Origin of the sequence: Pseudomonas sp. Yb2C2 (assembly GCF_052112325.1) — a bacterium.
In the GTDB taxonomy this organism is placed as follows: domain Bacteria; phylum Pseudomonadota; class Gammaproteobacteria; order Pseudomonadales; family Pseudomonadaceae; genus Aquipseudomonas; species Aquipseudomonas marginalis.
The window spans coordinates 34,603-49,750 of the sequence record NZ_JAVAJK010000016.1 but is presented as its reverse complement, the minus strand read 5'-3'; the positions used below and the strand labels follow the sequence as shown (position 1 = coordinate 49,750).

Below are 15,148 nucleotides of genomic sequence, written 5' to 3'. Positions count from 1 at the left end.
TCCCCAGCAGAATGCTCGGACATTCTGCTGGAGATGGCCGGTGAAAGCCCTCGACGAACTGACCTTCGACAACCGCTTCGCACGCCTGGGCGACGCGTTCTCAACCCACGTATTGCCCGAGCCCCTCGACGAACCGCGCCTGGTGGTGGCAAGCAATGCCGCCATGGCCCTGCTCGACCTCGACCCGACAGTGGCCGAAACACCGGTGTTTGCCGAGCTGTTCAGCGGCCACAAGTTGTGGGCCGAGGCCGAGCCGCGGGCGATGGTCTACTCCGGGCACCAGTTTGGCGGCTACACCCCACAACTGGGCGATGGTCGCGGGTTGCTGCTGGGCGAGGTGTACAACGAGGCCGGCGAACATTGGGACCTGCACCTCAAGGGTGCCGGGATGACGCCCTACTCGCGCATGGGCGATGGCCGCGCGGTGCTGCGCTCGTCGATTAGGGAGTTCCTGGCCTCCGAAGCGCTGCATGCACTGGGCATCCCCAGCAGCCGCGCGTTATGCGTGATCGGCTCCAGCACCCCGGTCTGGCGTGAGAAGCAGGAACGTGGGGCGATGGTGCTGCGCCTGGCGCCGAGCCATATCCGCTTCGGGCATTTCGAATATTTCTACTACACCAAGAAACCAGAGCAGCAGGCGGAACTGGCCGAGCACGTGCTTTCACTGCACTACCCCGAGTGCAAGGAACAGCCTGAACCTTACCTCGCTATGTTCCGCGAAATCGTCGAACGCAATGCCGAGATGATCGCCAAATGGCAGGCCTATGGTTTCTGCCACGGGGTGATGAACACCGACAACATGTCGATCCTCGGCATTACCTTCGACTTCGGGCCGTTTGCGTTTCTGGATGACTTTGATGCGCACTTCATCTGCAACCATTCGGACCATGAAGGACGTTACTCCTTCAGCAACCAGGTGCCCATCGGCCAGTGGAATCTCAGCGCGCTGGCCCAGGCGCTCACGCCGTTTATCAGCGTCGATGCCTTGAAAGAAGCCCTTGGCCTGTACCTGCCGCTGTACCAGGCGCACTACCTGGACCTGATGCGCCGTCGACTGGGGCTGACCACCGCCGAAGACGACGACCAGAAGCTGGTGGAGCGGTTGCTGAAGCTGATGCAGAACAGCGGCGTGGATTACACCTTGTTCTTCCGGCGACTTGGGGATGAATCGGCAGCGATGGCGGTGGCGAAGCTGCGCGATGATTTTGTCGACCTCGCCGGGTTTGATGCCTGGGCAGAACTGTACAAGGCTCGTGTTGAGCGGGACGGGAATTACAACGAGAAACAACGCCGTGAGCGGATGCACGCAGTGAACCCGCTGTACATCCTGCGCAACTACCTCGCACAGAACGCTATCGCTGCCGCCGAATCAGGCGACTACAGCGAAGTGCAGCGACTGCACGAGGTGCTTTCCAAGCCGTTCGAGGAGCAGGCGGGGATGGAACAGTACGCGCAACGACCGCCGGATTGGGGCAAGCATTTGGAGATCAGTTGTTCGTCGTGATACACGCCATGCTCGCGATTAGATGAACAGGTCGACCGGCACCTTGAAAAAATCCGCCAGCCAACGAATCTGTCGCACGTTCAGCTGGCGTTTTCCACTGAGGATTTCCGAGACCACCGATTGAGCACCCACACCCGGCAAATCACTCTGAGTCAGGCCATGCTCCTGCATCATTGATCGCAATACGTCGACACCGCTCGCCTCAGGCATTGGCCAATGCTCCAGGTCATAAGCCTCGACCCAGTCACCGATGATATCGACCACGCCCATCAACGGATGGGCTTCGTCCTCCCCTACGATATCCAGCAATTCGTCGAGCGCCTCCACCAGCACATCGTAGTCAGCCTCGGTTTTCGGCTTGCGCAACAGCGGTGATACGAATTGCCAGTGCTCGGCGACTTGCTCGATCAATACACTCATTTTCCAGTCACTCCTTCCATTTACCCTTGTCGTATTCCCGATGGTCCAGCACATGTCGAATATAGAGCCGCTGCATTCGGTAGCGCACAATCGCGATGAGTCGTAGTTTGTTACCACCGATGTTGAAGACGTGTAACGCCCCCACTTTATCCACGGTAGGAAAAATCGATTTCAACGCCGCGAAGTCCTCAGGATTGAGAACTTTGACTTTCCGATACCACTCATCCAAAGCGCTGGCTGAATGAGGCCACTTCAACTTGGCATTTCGGATTTGTTTCGCACTGATTACACGCATGCAACATCCCTATCGCATATTGCTATGAAGGTTAAACCCGAACGCCGACTATCGCAATTTGCTATGGCGTCGAACGGACCGGCGGTGCTATTTCGAACAAGCACTTCCAGCCTAGATAGGCATGCGTCAATCGACATTCGCGAATCTGTTAGCACATGCGTCGTCGCCCCCGAGCTTGATAAAGCTGATACCCGACTCCAGATAGGATGCATTGGCCACATCCACGGAGCCCACCATGTCCGACCCTCTCGTTATCCCCTGCCCCCATTGCAACGGCCTCAACCGCATCCCCGGAGAGCGGCTGGGAGATACGCCCAAGTGCGGGCGCTGCAAGCAACCGGTTCTACTGAGCAAGCCTTTCGAGCTGAAGCAAGGCGACTACGCCAGCCAGATCAAGGGCGATTTGCCGTTATTGGTCGACGTGTGGGCCGATTGGTGTGGGCCGTGCAAGTCGTTTGCGCCGGTGTTTGAACAGGCGGCCGGCCAGTTGGAGGGCAAGTGCAGGCTGGCCAAGCTGGACAGCGAGGCCAATCAGCAGCTGTCGGCGCAACTGGGGATTCGTTCGATCCCCAGTTTGATTCTGTTCAAGAACGGCCGCGAAGTGGCGCGCCAGAGTGGGGCGTTTCCGTTGCCGCAACTGATGAGCTGGTTGCGTAGCCAGGGGGTGTAACCGGACCTTGAGGACAATGCAATTCAAATGTGGGAGGGGGCAAGCCCGCTCCCACAGGTCAGGCATTTTCCAGCAGGTTATGCAGCTCCACAAATTGCAGAGTGAGCTTGTGCCGTGGGTCCAGGTGGATCAGCGGCTTGTTCTCCTGGTGCGATTCGCGCATGCGCACCGAGCTGGCCAGGTACACCGGCAGCACCGGTAAGCCCTCGGCAATCAACTCATCGAGCATCTGCTGCGGCAGGCTCGCCCGCGCTTGGAACTGGTTGACCACGATGCCTTCCACTTCCAGGCCTTCGTTGTGGTCTTCCTTCAATTCTTCGATTTCAGCCAGTAGCCCGTACAGAGCCTGGCGCGAGAAGCTGTCGCAATCGAAGGGGATCAATACACGATCAGCGGCAATCAGCGCAGAAACCGCATAAAAGTTCAGGGCTGGCGGGGTATCCAGGTAGATCCGGTCGTAATCTTCGCTCAGTTCATCGAGCAGCTTTCGCAGCTTGTTGATCTTGTGCTTGGCCTCCAGCTTGGGCTGCAGGTCCGCGAGTTCGGCGGTGGCGGTGATGACGTGCAGATTATCGAAGGGGGTTTCGTAGATATCGACCTTGTTCTTCTTCGAAAACGGCCCGGAAGACAGGGTTTGCTTGAAAAAGTCCGCTATCCCCATGGGGATGTCGTCGCCAGTCAGCCCGGTCAGGTATTGGGTTGAATTGGCCTGTGCATCGAGGTCCACCAACAGGGTTCGATAGCCTTCGCTGGCGCTGACCGCCGCCAGGTTGCAGGCGATGCTCGACTTGCCAACACCGCCTTTTTGATTGAACACCACGCGCCGCATGGAAAAACCTCCGTGTATCAATGAATGTCCGAGTGTAGAGGGCAAAAGCGCCTGTTAGCTACCTCGTTCATCGATGCATTGCTGCATTGCATCGGGTCTGTCATAGGTCACGTACAAATGAAAAGGAAGTGTCCGACGATCCAAGTTACCCCTCGTTGAAGGACAATCTGTAAACCTTCCCGTCTTATTTGTAATCGGCCTTGCACAATTCTTTACCAAAGTTTGCTAGAACCCCGCAGCACCGGGATAATGCGCGCCACTCGGCGATTGCTCCTTGTCCCGGTATTCGGGGCCAAAAGCCGCACATGGAAGCCCGCAGGGGCGGGATAACTTCTCAGTGATCAACTTCAACATCGCCCAATGGCGCGCCTGGGCCCCCGGCTTGGAAAGCGCGGACGACTGGCACGCCTGGTGCCAGGCCCCGGTGTTGCTGCCTGCCAGCGCTGCCTCGCCCGACGTGTCGTTCCTGCCGGCCATGCAGCGCCGCCGCCTGAGCCGCCTGGCGCGCATGGCGTTCAGCGTAGGCTGGCCGCTGGCCGACGGCCTGCAAGACTTGCCGCTGGTGTTTATTTCCCGGCATGGCGAAACCCCGCGCACCCTCGACATCCTCAGCGACCTGGCCAACGACCAGCCGCTGTCGCCGACCCAATTCAGCCTGTCGGTGCACAACGCGGTGATTGGCCTGTGGTCGATCCTGCGCAATGAAACCAGCGAAATGACAGCCCTCGCCGCCGCCGGCGATGGCCTGGAGCACGGCATGCTCGAAGCCGCGGCCCTGCTCAACGAAGGCGCTCCGGCGGTATTGCTGGTCATCACCGAAGAACAGCCGCCCGAGGCCTACGCCAGTTGGATCGTTGACGTGCCGTTTCCCTACGCCCTCGGCCTGCTGCTGACACCAGGCGACGAGTGGCAACTGGAACTCAGCGCCGGCACTGTCCAACCCACTCAAACCCAGTGGCCCCACGCCCTGAACCTGCTGCGCACCCTGCTTACCGAACAGGGCGCCTGCCAACATGCCTGGAAGAACCGTGTATGGAACTGGCAACGCAAGTCGTGAACGATAAGCCACGGGATGCCTACTACTGGCGCCTGTTCGCCACTGCCGCGAGCTTCTTCGTGTTCGGCGTCGGCGGGTTGTGCCTGCGCTTGCTGGTCTTTCCCCTGCTCAGCTGCCTGCCGGGCAACGTAGAAAGGCACCAGCGCCGCGCCCGCCATACCATCAGCAAGCTGTTCTGGTTCTTTATCCGCCTGATGCAGCGCGCCGGCGTGCTGACCTACAGCGTCGCAGGCGCCGAACGGCTCGGCCAGCCAGGCCAGATGATCATCGCCAACCATCCGTCGTTGATCGACGTGGTGTTCCTGATCGGCCTGATGCGCCAGACCAATTGCGTGATCAAGCAGAGCCTGTTTCAAAACCCGTTCACCCGTGGCCCGGTGCGCGACGCGGGTTACATAAGCAACGACGGCAGCGCAGACATGCTCGACGCCGCCGCTGACGCCCTGCGCAACGGCCAGACGCTGATCATCTTTCCCGAAGGCACCCGCACCACACCCGGCGTGGCGCCCGCCTTTCATCGCGGGGCCGCCGCCATTGCCCTGCGCGGTGCGACAATCATCACCCCGGTAGTGATCAAGGTCAGCCCCACCACCCTGACCAAGGCCGAACCCTGGTATCGCATCCCTAAATGCCGTTTTCACTTCAGTTTGCGCGTGGGGGCCGATATAGAACCACAGGCGTTCGCAACACTGGGGCCCGCGCCCCAGGCCTCACGCAAGCTCAACGATTACCTGCACCACTATTTCATTAAGGAGCTCGCCGAAGATGAGCGACCAACACCGCCTTGAGCACGACATAAAGCTGTTGATCATCGAGGCCCTGGGCCTGGAAGACATCAGCGCCGACGACATCGGCAGCGACCAAACCCTGTTCGGCGAAGGCCTGGGCCTGGATTCGGTAGACGCCCTGGAATTGGGCCTGGCGATCCAGAAAACGTACGGCATCAAGATCGATGCCGACGCCAAGGACACCCGCAATCACTTCACCAACGTGGCCAGCCTTGCGGCGTTCGTCACGGCCAGACAGGCAGCTTGAGACCGGACCATGCAAACTCGTGACGATATTTTCAACACCCTGCGCGATGCCTTGGTGGAACTGTTTGAACTGCCCCCGGAGCGCGTCACCCTCGACGCCAACCTGTATCAGGACCTGGAGATCGACAGCATCGATGCCGTGGACCTGATCGACCATATCAAGCGCCAGACCGGCAAGAAGATCGCCGCCGAAGAGTTCAAGGCCGTGCGCACCGTCAACGACGTGGTTGAGGCGGTGTACCGTCTGGTCCAGCCTGCCGCATGAGCCGGCTGATCGGCCTTGGCCTGTTATTGGCGGGGCTGCTGTACCCGTTTGCGGTGTATTACGGCACCGAGCACTTTGCGCCCTGGCAATTCGGCCTGCTGCTGGGCAGCCTGTGGCTGCTGCGCGCGGTCACGGGTGCGGCGCGCCCCGGCAGCCGCTGGATGGCGTTGGCGGTGATCGTGTTTTGCCTGGCCCTGGCCTGGTTCGACAACCCGCACCTGTTGCGCTGGTACCCGAGCCTGGTCAGTGCGTTCATGTTGGCGCTGTTCGGCCTGAGCCTGAAATACGGCCCGCCGATGGTGGAGCGTCTGGCGCGCATGACCGACCCGGTGCTGCCGCCTCACGCGATTGTGTATACGCGCCAGGTCACCGTGGTGTGGTGCGTATTTTTTCTGTGTAATGGCCTGCTCGCCGCCGCCCTCACCCTATGGGCGCCGTTGAGCTGGTGGACGTTGTACAACGGCTTGATCGCCTACGGGCTGATGGGGCTGTTGTTTGCCGTGGAATGGCTGGTACGACAAAGGGTTCGAGGCCGCGTATGAATGGGTTGAATCTTGAGCATCTGTTGCTCGAGCCGCTGGAACAGCGTTTGGTGACTACCGAACCTGCGATGAATCACGCCCAGCTGTGGGAACACTCCCTGAGCCTGGCCGCCGGGTTGCAAGCCCGTGGCATACAGCGCCTGGCCCTGCACCTGGAAGACGCCGGCCTGCTGGCGATTGCACTGCTGGGCGCCTGGCGCGCCGGGACCAGCGTGCTGCTGCCCGCCGATCTGCAACCCCAGACCCGCCAACGCTGGGACGCGGTTGTCGACGCCTGGCTGACTGAAGCGGCAGACCTGGACGCGTTGTATCAAGCACCGTTGAGCCCGGCCGCCCTCGACCTGGACACCTGCCAACTGAGCCTGTGCACCTCCGGCTCCAGCGGCGAACCCAAGCGTATCGACAAGACCCTGCGCCAGCTCGCCAATGAAGTCCAGGCCCTGGAAGCCCTGTGGGGCGCCGACCTGAAAGACGCCTGCATCATCGGCAGTGTCGCCACCCAGCACATCTACGGTTTGCTGTTCCGTGTGCTGTGGCCACTGTGCGCCGGTCGCAGCTTTGTGCGCCGCCAGCTGGCGTTTCCGGAAGACATGCAACGCGCCAGCCGCGAACACCCGCAATTCGCCTGGGTCGCCAGCCCGGCGCTGCTCAAGCGCATGGGCGACAACCTCGATTGGCCGGCGCTGAGCCAGGTATCGCGGGTATTTTCGTCGGGTGGCGCCCTGCCCATCGAGGCGGCCGGCAGTCTTTACGAGCGCTTGCAGCAATGGCCGACCGAGATCCTCGGCAGCTCGGAAACCGGCGGCATCGCCTGGCGCCAGGGTGCGCAACCCTGGCAGCCGTTCGCCGATGTACACCTGAGCCAGGACGCCGACGGTGCCCTGCGCATCGCCTCGCCGTACTTGCCCGTCGGGCACATAGAACAAACCGCTGACGCGGCGCGCATCCATGCCGATGGTCGCTTCGAGCTGCTCGGGCGCCTGGACCGTATCGTCAAGCTGGAAGAAAAACGCATCTCCCTGCCCATGCTCGAGCAGGCGCTGATAGCCCACCCGTGGGTCGCCGAAACGCGCCTGGGGGTGGTGCAGGAAAACCGCGCATCACTCGGCGCGCTGGTGGTGCTCAGTGCCGACGGCCTGCACGCCTTGCGCAACCAGGGCCGACGGACTGTCACCCAGACCCTGCGCCACCATTTGAGCCAGCATTGCGAAGCCCTGGCGCTGCCACGTCGCTGGCGGCTGCTGCGCCAGCTGCCGCTGAATGCCCAGGGCAAACTGCCCCAGGCCGATGTGGCCGCGCTGCTGCTGGCGCCCCGGCCCAAGGCGCCGGAAGTGCTGGAGCAAGTCGAAGTCGATGGCGAATGGACCTTGCAACTGAGCGTGCCGCCGGACCTGGCCTATTTCAGCGGCCACTTCCCGGTCACTCCGGTATTGCCCGGGGTGGTCCAGGTGGAGTGGGCGTTCAACCTCGGCCAACAACTGCTCGATCTGCCGTCGACCTTTGCCGGCATGGAAGTGCTCAAGTTCCAGCAACTGGTGCGCCCCGGCGACCGTATCGAACTGCACCTGCGCTTCGACCAGGAACGCGGCAAGTTGTATTTCGCCTACCGCAACGGCGTCGCGGCCTGTTCCAGCGGCCGCATCCAATTGGAAGCCGCCCATGCATAAGCTTCTGTGGCGAGCGGGCTTGGTATGGTTAACGGGCATCCTGTGGCGAGCGGGTTTGCCCCGCGTTGGGCCGCGTAGCGGCCCCAAAACCTGCGCCGGAGGCCTGTCTGACACGCCTCGGTTACCTTACTGGGGCCGCTCCGCGGCCCAACGCGGGGCAAGCCCGCTCACCACAACAAGCCCGCTCACCACGACAAGCCGGCTCACTACAACAAGCCGGCTCGCCACAGGTTATTTACCAGACGGTGAGGGACACCATGCATAACCCCTGCGCCCTGATCCCGGTCTACAACCACGAAGCCGCCGTGCCCGCCGTGGTCCACAGCCTGTTGAACAGTGGCCTGCCGTGCCTGTTGGTGGACGATGGCAGCAGCCCGGCCTGCGCAGCGGTGTTGGCGCAACTGGCGCGGCTGGACAATGTCACCCTGCTCACCCTGCCGACCAATCAGGGCAAGGGCGGCGCAGTGATGGCAGGCTTTCGCGAAGCGGCGCGCCTGGGCTTCAGCCACGCCTTGCAGGTCGACGCCGACGGCCAGCACGACCTGCGCGAAGTCGAGACGTTTATCGACGCGTCCCGCAGGCAGCCCAACGCAATCATCTGCGGCTATCCCGAATACGACGAAAGCGTGCCCAAGGGCCGTTTGTATGCGCGTTACCTGACCCACGTGTGGGTGTGGATCAACACCCTGTCGCTGCAGATCCGCGACTCGATGTGCGGCTTTCGCGTGTACCCGCTGGCACCGGTGCTGGCGCTGATGGACTCGGCCTATATCGGCACGCACATGGACTTCGACTCCGACATCCTGGTGCGCCTGGCCTGGCGCAACCAGCCGATGCGCTGGCTGCCGACCCAGGTGCATTACCCCGCCGACGGCCTGTCGCACTTCCGCCTGTTCCGCGACAACGTGCGCATCAGCGCCATGCACACCCGCCTGTTCTTCGGCATGTTGGTGCGTGCACCGCTGATCCTGTGGCGACGGTGGCAGGCATGAGCGACAGCACCAAGCATTGGGCTGACCGCGAAGAGCGCGGCAGCTACTGGCTGATGAAATTCACCGCCATCGCCGCCAAGGTCCTCGGCCGCCGCCTGCTGAGCCCGGTGCTGTACGGCATCGTGTTGTACTTCTTCCTGTTCGGCCGCACCGCGCGCCAGAGCGCCTGGCAATACCAGCAGCGCCTGGCCGACTGGAGCGGGCGCGATGAACTGCGCCCCAGCCAGCGCAGAGTCTTCGCCCAGTTCATGGCCTTTGCCGATGCCCTGCTCGACAAACTCGACGTGTGGAACGGCAAGCTGCGCCTGGAACAGATCGAGATCAACGACCCGGCGAAACTGCGCGGGCAACTGCGTGGTGGGCGCGGGCAGATGCTGGTGGGCGCCCACCTGGGCAACCTCGAAGTGTGCCGCGCGCTGGCGGAAATCGGCGAACAGGTCACCATGAACGTGCTGGTGCACACCAAGCACGCCGAACGTTTCAACCGTCTGCTGGGCGAAGCCGGTGCCACCCACTTGCGCCTGATCCAGATCAGCGAGCTGGACCCGGCCACCATGCTGCTGCTCAGCCAGCGCCTGGACGACGGCGAGTGGCTGGCGATTGCCGGCGACCGCGTGCCCTTGCATGGCGGGCGCACGGTGCGCGTGGACTTCCTCGGCCATGACGCTGCCTTCCCCCAAGGCCCGTGGCTGCTGGCGGGCCTGCTGAAATGCCCGGTCAACCTGCTGATGTGCCTGAAACACCAGGGCCGCTATCGCCTGAGCATCGAGCCCTTCGCGCAATTGATCGAATGGAAACGCAGCACCCGCGAGCAGGTCATCGCCCTGTGGACCGCGCGCTACGCCGCACGCCTGGGCCAGTTCTGCCTGGAAGCGCCCCAACAATGGTTCAACTTTTACCCTTTCTGGAAGACCGATGACGACGCATCTTGAGCCGGTAACCTTTGGCGAATGCCCCCTGCGCATCGAAGACGTGCTGGCCCTGGCCAACCGTCAGGTGCCTACCCAGCTGCAAGGCGATGCCGCCTATCGCCAACGCATTGCCAAGGGCGCGCAGTTCCTCGACTCGCTGCTGGACAAGGAAGGCGTGATCTACGGCGTAACCACCGGCTACGGTGACTCCTGCGTGGTCGCGGTGCCGTTGCAACACGTCGAGGCCCTGCCCCGTCACCTGTACACCTTCCACGGTTGCGGCCTGGGCAAGTTGCTCGACGCCCAAGCCACCCGTGCGGTGCTGGCGGCGCGCTTGCAGTCGCTGTGCCACGGTGTCTCCGGGGTGCGCGTGGAACTGCTGGAGCGCCTGCATGGGTTCCTCGAACACGACGTGCTGCCACTGATCCCGGAAGAAGGCTCGGTGGGCGCCAGCGGTGACCTGACGCCGCTGTCCTACGTGGCCGCGACCCTGTCCGGCGAGCGCGAAGTGCTGTTCCGTGGCGAGCGTCGCCAGGCAGCCGACGTGCACCGCGAACTCGGCTGGGAGCCGCTGGTCCTGCGCCCCAAAGAGGCCCTGGCGCTGATGAACGGCACCGCGGTGATGACCGGCATCGCTTGCCTGGCCTTCGCCCGTGCCGACTACCTGCTGCAACTGGCCACGCGCATCACGGCGCTGAACGTGGTGGCGCTGCAAGGCAACCCGGAACACTTCGACGAGCGTCTGTTCGCCGCCAAGCCACATCCGGGGCAGATGCAAGTCGCCGCCTGGCTGCGCGAGGACCTGGCGATCGACGCGCCGACCGCGCCACTGCATCGCCTGCAGGATCGCTACTCGCTGCGCTGCGCGCCCCATGTCCTCGGCGTGCTCGCGGACAGCCTGAACTGGCTGCGTTCGTTTATCGAGATCGAGCTGAACAGCGCCAACGACAACCCGATCATCGACGCCGAAGAAGAACGCGTGCTGCACGGCGGACATTTCTACGGTGGGCATATCGCCTTTGCCATGGACAGCCTCAAGACCCTGGTGGCCAACGTCGCCGACCTGCTCGACCGCCAGCTCGCCCTGCTGGTGGACGTGCGCTACAACCACGGCCTGCCGAGCAACCTGTCCGGTGCACCGGCGGACCGCGCGATGATCAACCACGGCTTCAAGGCGGTGCAGATCGGCACCAGCGCCTGGACCGCCGAAGCACTGAAAAACACCATGCCGGCCAGCGTGTTCTCGCGCTCCACCGAGTGCCACAACCAGGACAAGGTGAGCATGGGCACCATCGCCGCCCGCGATGCGATCCGCGTGCTGGAGCTGACCGAACAGGTCGCCGCCGCCACCCTGCTCGCCGCCAACCAGGGCGTGTGGCTGCGCGCCCAGGCCGACGACGCACGCCCGTTGCCCCCGGCGCTGGCGGCCATGCATGCAGAGCTGGCCCAGGACTTCCCGCCGGTCATCGAAGACCGTGCCCTCGAAGGCGAACTGCGCCTGTGCCTGCAACGCATCGCCGAGCAACACTGGAGGCTGCATGCGTAGCCCTGGCGTACTGCACAGCGACACCGAAATCCTGGTGCCGTTTTTTGACGTCGACACGATGAACGTCGTCTGGCACGGGCATTACGTGAAGTACCTGGAAATCGCACGCTGCGCGCTGCTGGACAAGATCGGCCACAACTACACGGCCATGCTCGAAGCCGGCTACGCCTGGCCGGTGATCGACATGCAACTGCGCTATGTGCGCGGTGCGGTGTTCGGCCAGACGATCAACGTGCGCGCCAGCCTGGTGGAATGGGAGAACCGCTTGAAGGTCAATTACCTGATCACCGACCTGGCCAGCGGCGAGCGCCTGACCCGCGCCAGCACCGTGCAGGTGGCGGTGGAAATCGCCAGCCGCGAGATGCAGCTGGCCTCGCCCAAAGTATTCACCGACGCCGTCGAAAGGGCCCTGAAATGCTGACCCCGTTCTCTGTAGGAGCGAGCTTGCTCGCGAAGATCGTCAACGATAACGCGGGTTTCCTGATACCCCGCGGCGCTCTCGGGTTTTTCGCGAGCAAGCTCGCTCCTACAGTGTTGGTGTTGTTTGGTTTTTCTGGGGCGGCACACGCCTTCGACCTGCAACAACTCAGCGACCAGTTGGCCAAACCCTCAGTGATCCACGGCAGCTTCACCCAGGAAAAACACCTGCGTGCGCTGCCGCAGCCATTGGTCAGCAAGGGCACCTTCGTCCTGGCCAAGGACCACGGCCTGCTGTGGCTGCTGAAAACCCCGCTGCAACAGGACTACCGCATCAGCGCCCAGGGCATCGCCCGGCGTGACGCCAACGGCTGGCAACTGCTGCCGAACAAGAGCGCCGGTGCCGAACAGAACCGTCTGTTCCTCGCCGTGCTCCAGGGCGACAGCAGCGGCTTGCAGCGCGACTTCGAGCTGCAACTGCAAGGCCAAGCCCGGCAATGGAAGCTCACGCTGCTCCCGCGTTCACTGCTGCTCAATCAGGTATTCACCCAGATCAATATCGATGGTGGTGAGTTGGTGCAGAAGATCGAACTGCTGGAAACCCAGGGCGACAGCACCGTGCTGCGCATGCAGGACAGCAGCGCCGGCCAGCCATTGAGCGACGCGGAGCAACACGACTTTGCCCAGTGAGCGCCTGCTGCCCCGCCTCTTCCTGATCCTGCTGGTGGCCGTGCTGGCCCTGGCCGGCTGGCAGTGGCGCCACGGCGCACCGCTGTCGGCCAACCTGATGGAGCTGGTGCCGGGCAGTACGCCGGACGCCCTGGAACTGCAAGCCGAACAGCGCATGCAGGAGCCGCTCAACCGCGAAATGCTGGTGTTGGTGGGACACGCCGATCGCCAGCAAGCGGTGGCCGTGGCCCAGCAATTGGGCGAGCGCTGGCAGGCCAGCGGCTTGTTCGAGAAGGTGCAATGGAACCTGCAAGCCGACCTGCCGGCACTGCGTGAACAGTTGCTGCGCGGACGCCTGGCGATGCTCTCGGCCAAGGACCGCGAACAGCTGATCGACCACCCCGACGCGTTCATCCAGCAACGGGTGCAGTCGCTGTTCGACCCCTTCACCGGCTTCAGCCTGGTGCCGAGCCAGGACGACTGGCTGGGCCTGACCGGGCGCATCCAGAACAGCCAGCCGCAGCACGGCTCGGTGCAACTGGACATCGGCAGCGGCGCCTTGATCGCCGATGCCGACGGCAAAAGCTGGGTGCTGCTGCGCGCACGCACCACCGGCAATGCCTTCGACATGAAACTGCCGCTGCAGGTGGCGGATCTGCTCCAGGCCAGCCGCACGCAGGCCGGCGAACACGGCGCGCAATTGCTCGCCGCCAGCGGTTTGCTTTACGCCGCCAATGGCCAGCAACAGGCCACGCGGGAAATCACCTGGGTCGGCGGCGGCGCCACCGTCGGCATTCTGCTGTTGCTGTTGCTGGCGTTCCGCCGCGGGCGAGTACTGCTGGCGTTTGTACCGGTGCTGGTGGGCATGCTGTTTGGTGCCGTCGCTTGTGTGGCGCTGTTCGGGCATATGCATGTGATGACCCTGGTGCTCGGCTCCAGCCTGATCGGCGTCGCGGTGGATTACCCGCTGCACTACCTGTCGAAAAGCTGGAGCATGAACCCCTGGCGCAGTTGGCCGGCATTGCGCCTGACGCTGCCAGGGCTGAGCCTGAGCCTGGCCACCAGTTGCATCGGCTACCTGGCGCTGGCCTGGACGCCCTTCCCGGCCTTGACGCAAATCGCGGTGTTCTCCGCCGCGGGCCTGGTCGGCGCCTACCTGTCAGCGGTGTGCCTGCTGCCGGCACTGCTCAAGGGTGTCGAACTGCGCCCGGCACAATGGCCGCTGCGCGTCGCCGAATGCCTGTGGCAGGTGCGGGCCGCCTTGCTCAAGCGTGTGCCCAGTCCGGTGCTGCTGGTGTGGGTGCTGCTGTTCTGCGCCGGCGGCCTTTGGCAGCTGAACAGCAAAAACGATATCCGCCAGTGGATCGGCGCGCCGCCGCAGTTGCTGCAAGAGGCACAGGCCGTGGCGCGCATTACCGGTTTCCAGCCCACCAGCCAGTTTTTCCTGATACGGGCCGACAACCAGCCGCAGTTGCTGGAGCGCCAAGCCGCCCTGGGCCAACGCCTGGACCAGTTGGTGAATATGGACAAGCTCCAGGGTTACCTGGCGCTCAACCAACTGGTCAGCCTGCCCGCCGAACAGCAGCAACTGCGCGATGCCCTGAGCACACTCCCACAACACTGGCAGCCTCTGTTGGACCTCGGCGTGCCCGCCAGCGCCCTGCACGCCGAAATCGCGCAACTGCAAGCGCTGCCCACCGAAGACATCGACGCTGCGCTGGTGGGCCCCTTGGCCGAACCCTGGCGCACGCTGTGGCTGGGCCCGGTGGACGGCGGCGTGGCGGCCATGGTCAGCCTGCAGGGCTTGAACAACCCGGCGCTGCTGCGGGTGCAGGCCGTGGACTTGCCCGGCGTGCAGTTGGTGGATCGTCTCGGGGATTTGAACCGTGTATTCGCCGACACGCAGATCAGCGCCGCCGAATTGAAGTTGATGTCGTGCGTGCTGATCGTGCTGTTACTGATCCTGCCGTTCGGCTTCAGCGGGGCCTTGCGCATCGTCGCCCTGCCGTTGCTGGCTGCACTGTGCAGCCTGGCCAGCCTGGGTTGGCTGGGCCAGCCGTTGACCCTGTTCAGCCTGTTCGGGTTGCTGCTGGTCACGGCCATCAGTGTCGACTATGCGATTTTGATGCGCGAACAGATCGGCGGCCCCGCGGTCAGCCTTTTAGGGACGCTGCTGGCAGCGCTGACGACCTGGTTGTCGTTCGGCCTGCTGGCGGTGTCCAGTACCCCGGCAGTGAGTAATTTCGGCCTGTCGGTCAGCCTGGGCCTGGCATTCAGCTTTATGCTGGCCCCCTGGGCCGGCCAACGGAAACACGCCTCATGAATGTAGT

The 15,148-nt window shown here is 63.3% G+C and carries 17 protein-coding genes; 14 read left to right on the top strand and 3 right to left on the bottom strand.

Annotated features, from left to right (window positions below; genetic code table 11):
* The first annotated feature begins 40 nt into the window (after positions 1 to 40).
* Entirely contained in the window at positions 41 to 1,504 is a 1,464-nt protein-coding gene (gene selO, locus Q8X51_RS21655; protein ID WP_074848513.1) for a protein adenylyltransferase SelO, read from the top strand.
* A gap of 18 nt (positions 1,505 to 1,522) precedes the next feature.
* Here the strand turns inward: selO and Q8X51_RS21650 are convergent, their stop codons facing one another.
* Positions 1,523 to 1,924, bottom strand: coding sequence for a helix-turn-helix domain-containing protein (locus Q8X51_RS21650; RefSeq protein WP_074848511.1), 402 nt, complete (start codon positions 1,922 to 1,924; stop codon positions 1,523 to 1,525).
* A gap of 7 nt (positions 1,925 to 1,931) precedes the next feature.
* Entirely contained in the window at positions 1,932 to 2,219 is a 288-nt protein-coding gene (locus tag Q8X51_RS21645) for a type II toxin-antitoxin system HigB family toxin (protein WP_065946640.1), read from the bottom strand.
* A 235-nt stretch (positions 2,220 to 2,454) separates the two neighbouring features.
* Here Q8X51_RS21645 and trxC point away from each other — a divergent pair, with 235 nt between their 5' ends.
* Positions 2,455 to 2,889: a thioredoxin TrxC gene (gene trxC, locus Q8X51_RS21640; protein WP_065925687.1), complete on the top strand. Its 435-nt coding sequence runs from the start codon at positions 2,455 to 2,457 to the stop codon at positions 2,887 to 2,889.
* Between the two features lie 58 nt (positions 2,890 to 2,947).
* Here the strand turns inward: trxC and Q8X51_RS21635 are convergent, their stop codons facing one another.
* A complete protein-coding gene (locus Q8X51_RS21635; RefSeq protein WP_053139210.1) occupies positions 2,948 to 3,718 on the bottom strand; it encodes a ParA family protein in 771 nt (256 codons plus the stop codon).
* 337 nt (positions 3,719 to 4,055) lie between these two features.
* On the opposite strand from Q8X51_RS21635, the gene Q8X51_RS21630 reads away from it, so the two are divergent.
* The 12 genes from Q8X51_RS21630 to Q8X51_RS21575 all read left to right on the top strand — a co-directional run bounded on the left by Q8X51_RS21630 (position 4,056) and on the right by Q8X51_RS21575 (position 15,141).
* Positions 4,056 to 4,775 carry a beta-ketoacyl synthase chain length factor gene (locus tag Q8X51_RS21630; protein WP_065925688.1) on the top strand — a complete coding sequence of 240 codons (720 nt, stop codon included), beginning with the start codon at positions 4,056 to 4,058 and terminating at the stop codon, positions 4,773 to 4,775.
* Complete coding sequence (locus tag Q8X51_RS21625; RefSeq protein ID WP_074848508.1) at positions 4,751 to 5,563, top strand: lysophospholipid acyltransferase family protein; 813 nt, start codon at positions 4,751 to 4,753, stop codon at positions 5,561 to 5,563. Before Q8X51_RS21630 ends, Q8X51_RS21625 begins: the two co-directional genes overlap by 25 nt.
* Positions 5,541 to 5,810: a phosphopantetheine-binding protein gene (locus Q8X51_RS21620; RefSeq protein WP_027604978.1), complete on the top strand. Its 270-nt coding sequence runs from the start codon at positions 5,541 to 5,543 to the stop codon at positions 5,808 to 5,810. The genes Q8X51_RS21625 and Q8X51_RS21620 overlap by 23 nt, the downstream gene beginning before the upstream one ends.
* A gap of 9 nt (positions 5,811 to 5,819) precedes the next feature.
* Positions 5,820 to 6,074, top strand: a complete 255-nt coding sequence (locus Q8X51_RS21615; protein ID WP_003187949.1) for an acyl carrier protein — start codon at positions 5,820 to 5,822, stop codon at positions 6,072 to 6,074.
* Entirely contained in the window at positions 6,071 to 6,616 is a 546-nt protein-coding gene (locus Q8X51_RS21610; protein WP_065925689.1) for a hypothetical protein, read from the top strand. The genes Q8X51_RS21615 and Q8X51_RS21610 overlap by 4 nt, the downstream gene beginning before the upstream one ends.
* Entirely contained in the window at positions 6,613 to 8,283 is a 1,671-nt protein-coding gene (locus tag Q8X51_RS21605; RefSeq protein WP_407693564.1) for an ApeI family dehydratase, read from the top strand. The genes Q8X51_RS21610 and Q8X51_RS21605 overlap by 4 nt, the downstream gene beginning before the upstream one ends.
* Positions 8,284 to 8,540: 257 nt before the next feature.
* A complete protein-coding gene (locus tag Q8X51_RS21600; RefSeq protein WP_065925691.1) occupies positions 8,541 to 9,275 on the top strand; it encodes a glycosyltransferase family 2 protein in 735 nt (244 codons plus the stop codon).
* Entirely contained in the window at positions 9,272 to 10,207 is a 936-nt protein-coding gene (locus tag Q8X51_RS21595; RefSeq protein ID WP_407693563.1) for an LpxL/LpxP family acyltransferase, read from the top strand. The genes Q8X51_RS21600 and Q8X51_RS21595 overlap by 4 nt, the downstream gene beginning before the upstream one ends.
* Entirely contained in the window at positions 10,191 to 11,732 is a 1,542-nt protein-coding gene (locus Q8X51_RS21590; protein ID WP_065946644.1) for an HAL/PAL/TAL family ammonia-lyase, read from the top strand. The genes Q8X51_RS21595 and Q8X51_RS21590 overlap by 17 nt, the downstream gene beginning before the upstream one ends.
* Complete coding sequence (locus Q8X51_RS21585; protein ID WP_065925694.1) at positions 11,725 to 12,153, top strand: acyl-CoA thioesterase; 429 nt, start codon at positions 11,725 to 11,727, stop codon at positions 12,151 to 12,153. Before Q8X51_RS21590 ends, Q8X51_RS21585 begins: the two co-directional genes overlap by 8 nt.
* The gene (locus Q8X51_RS21580; protein ID WP_407693562.1) at positions 12,147 to 12,839 is read left to right on the top strand and encodes a LolA family protein; all 693 of its coding nucleotides are present in this window, start codon (positions 12,147 to 12,149) and stop codon (positions 12,837 to 12,839) included. Before Q8X51_RS21585 ends, Q8X51_RS21580 begins: the two co-directional genes overlap by 7 nt.
* Entirely contained in the window at positions 12,829 to 15,141 is a 2,313-nt protein-coding gene (locus Q8X51_RS21575; protein ID WP_407693561.1) for an MMPL family transporter, read from the top strand. The genes Q8X51_RS21580 and Q8X51_RS21575 overlap by 11 nt, the downstream gene beginning before the upstream one ends.
* Positions 15,142 to 15,148: the final 7 nt, after the last annotated feature.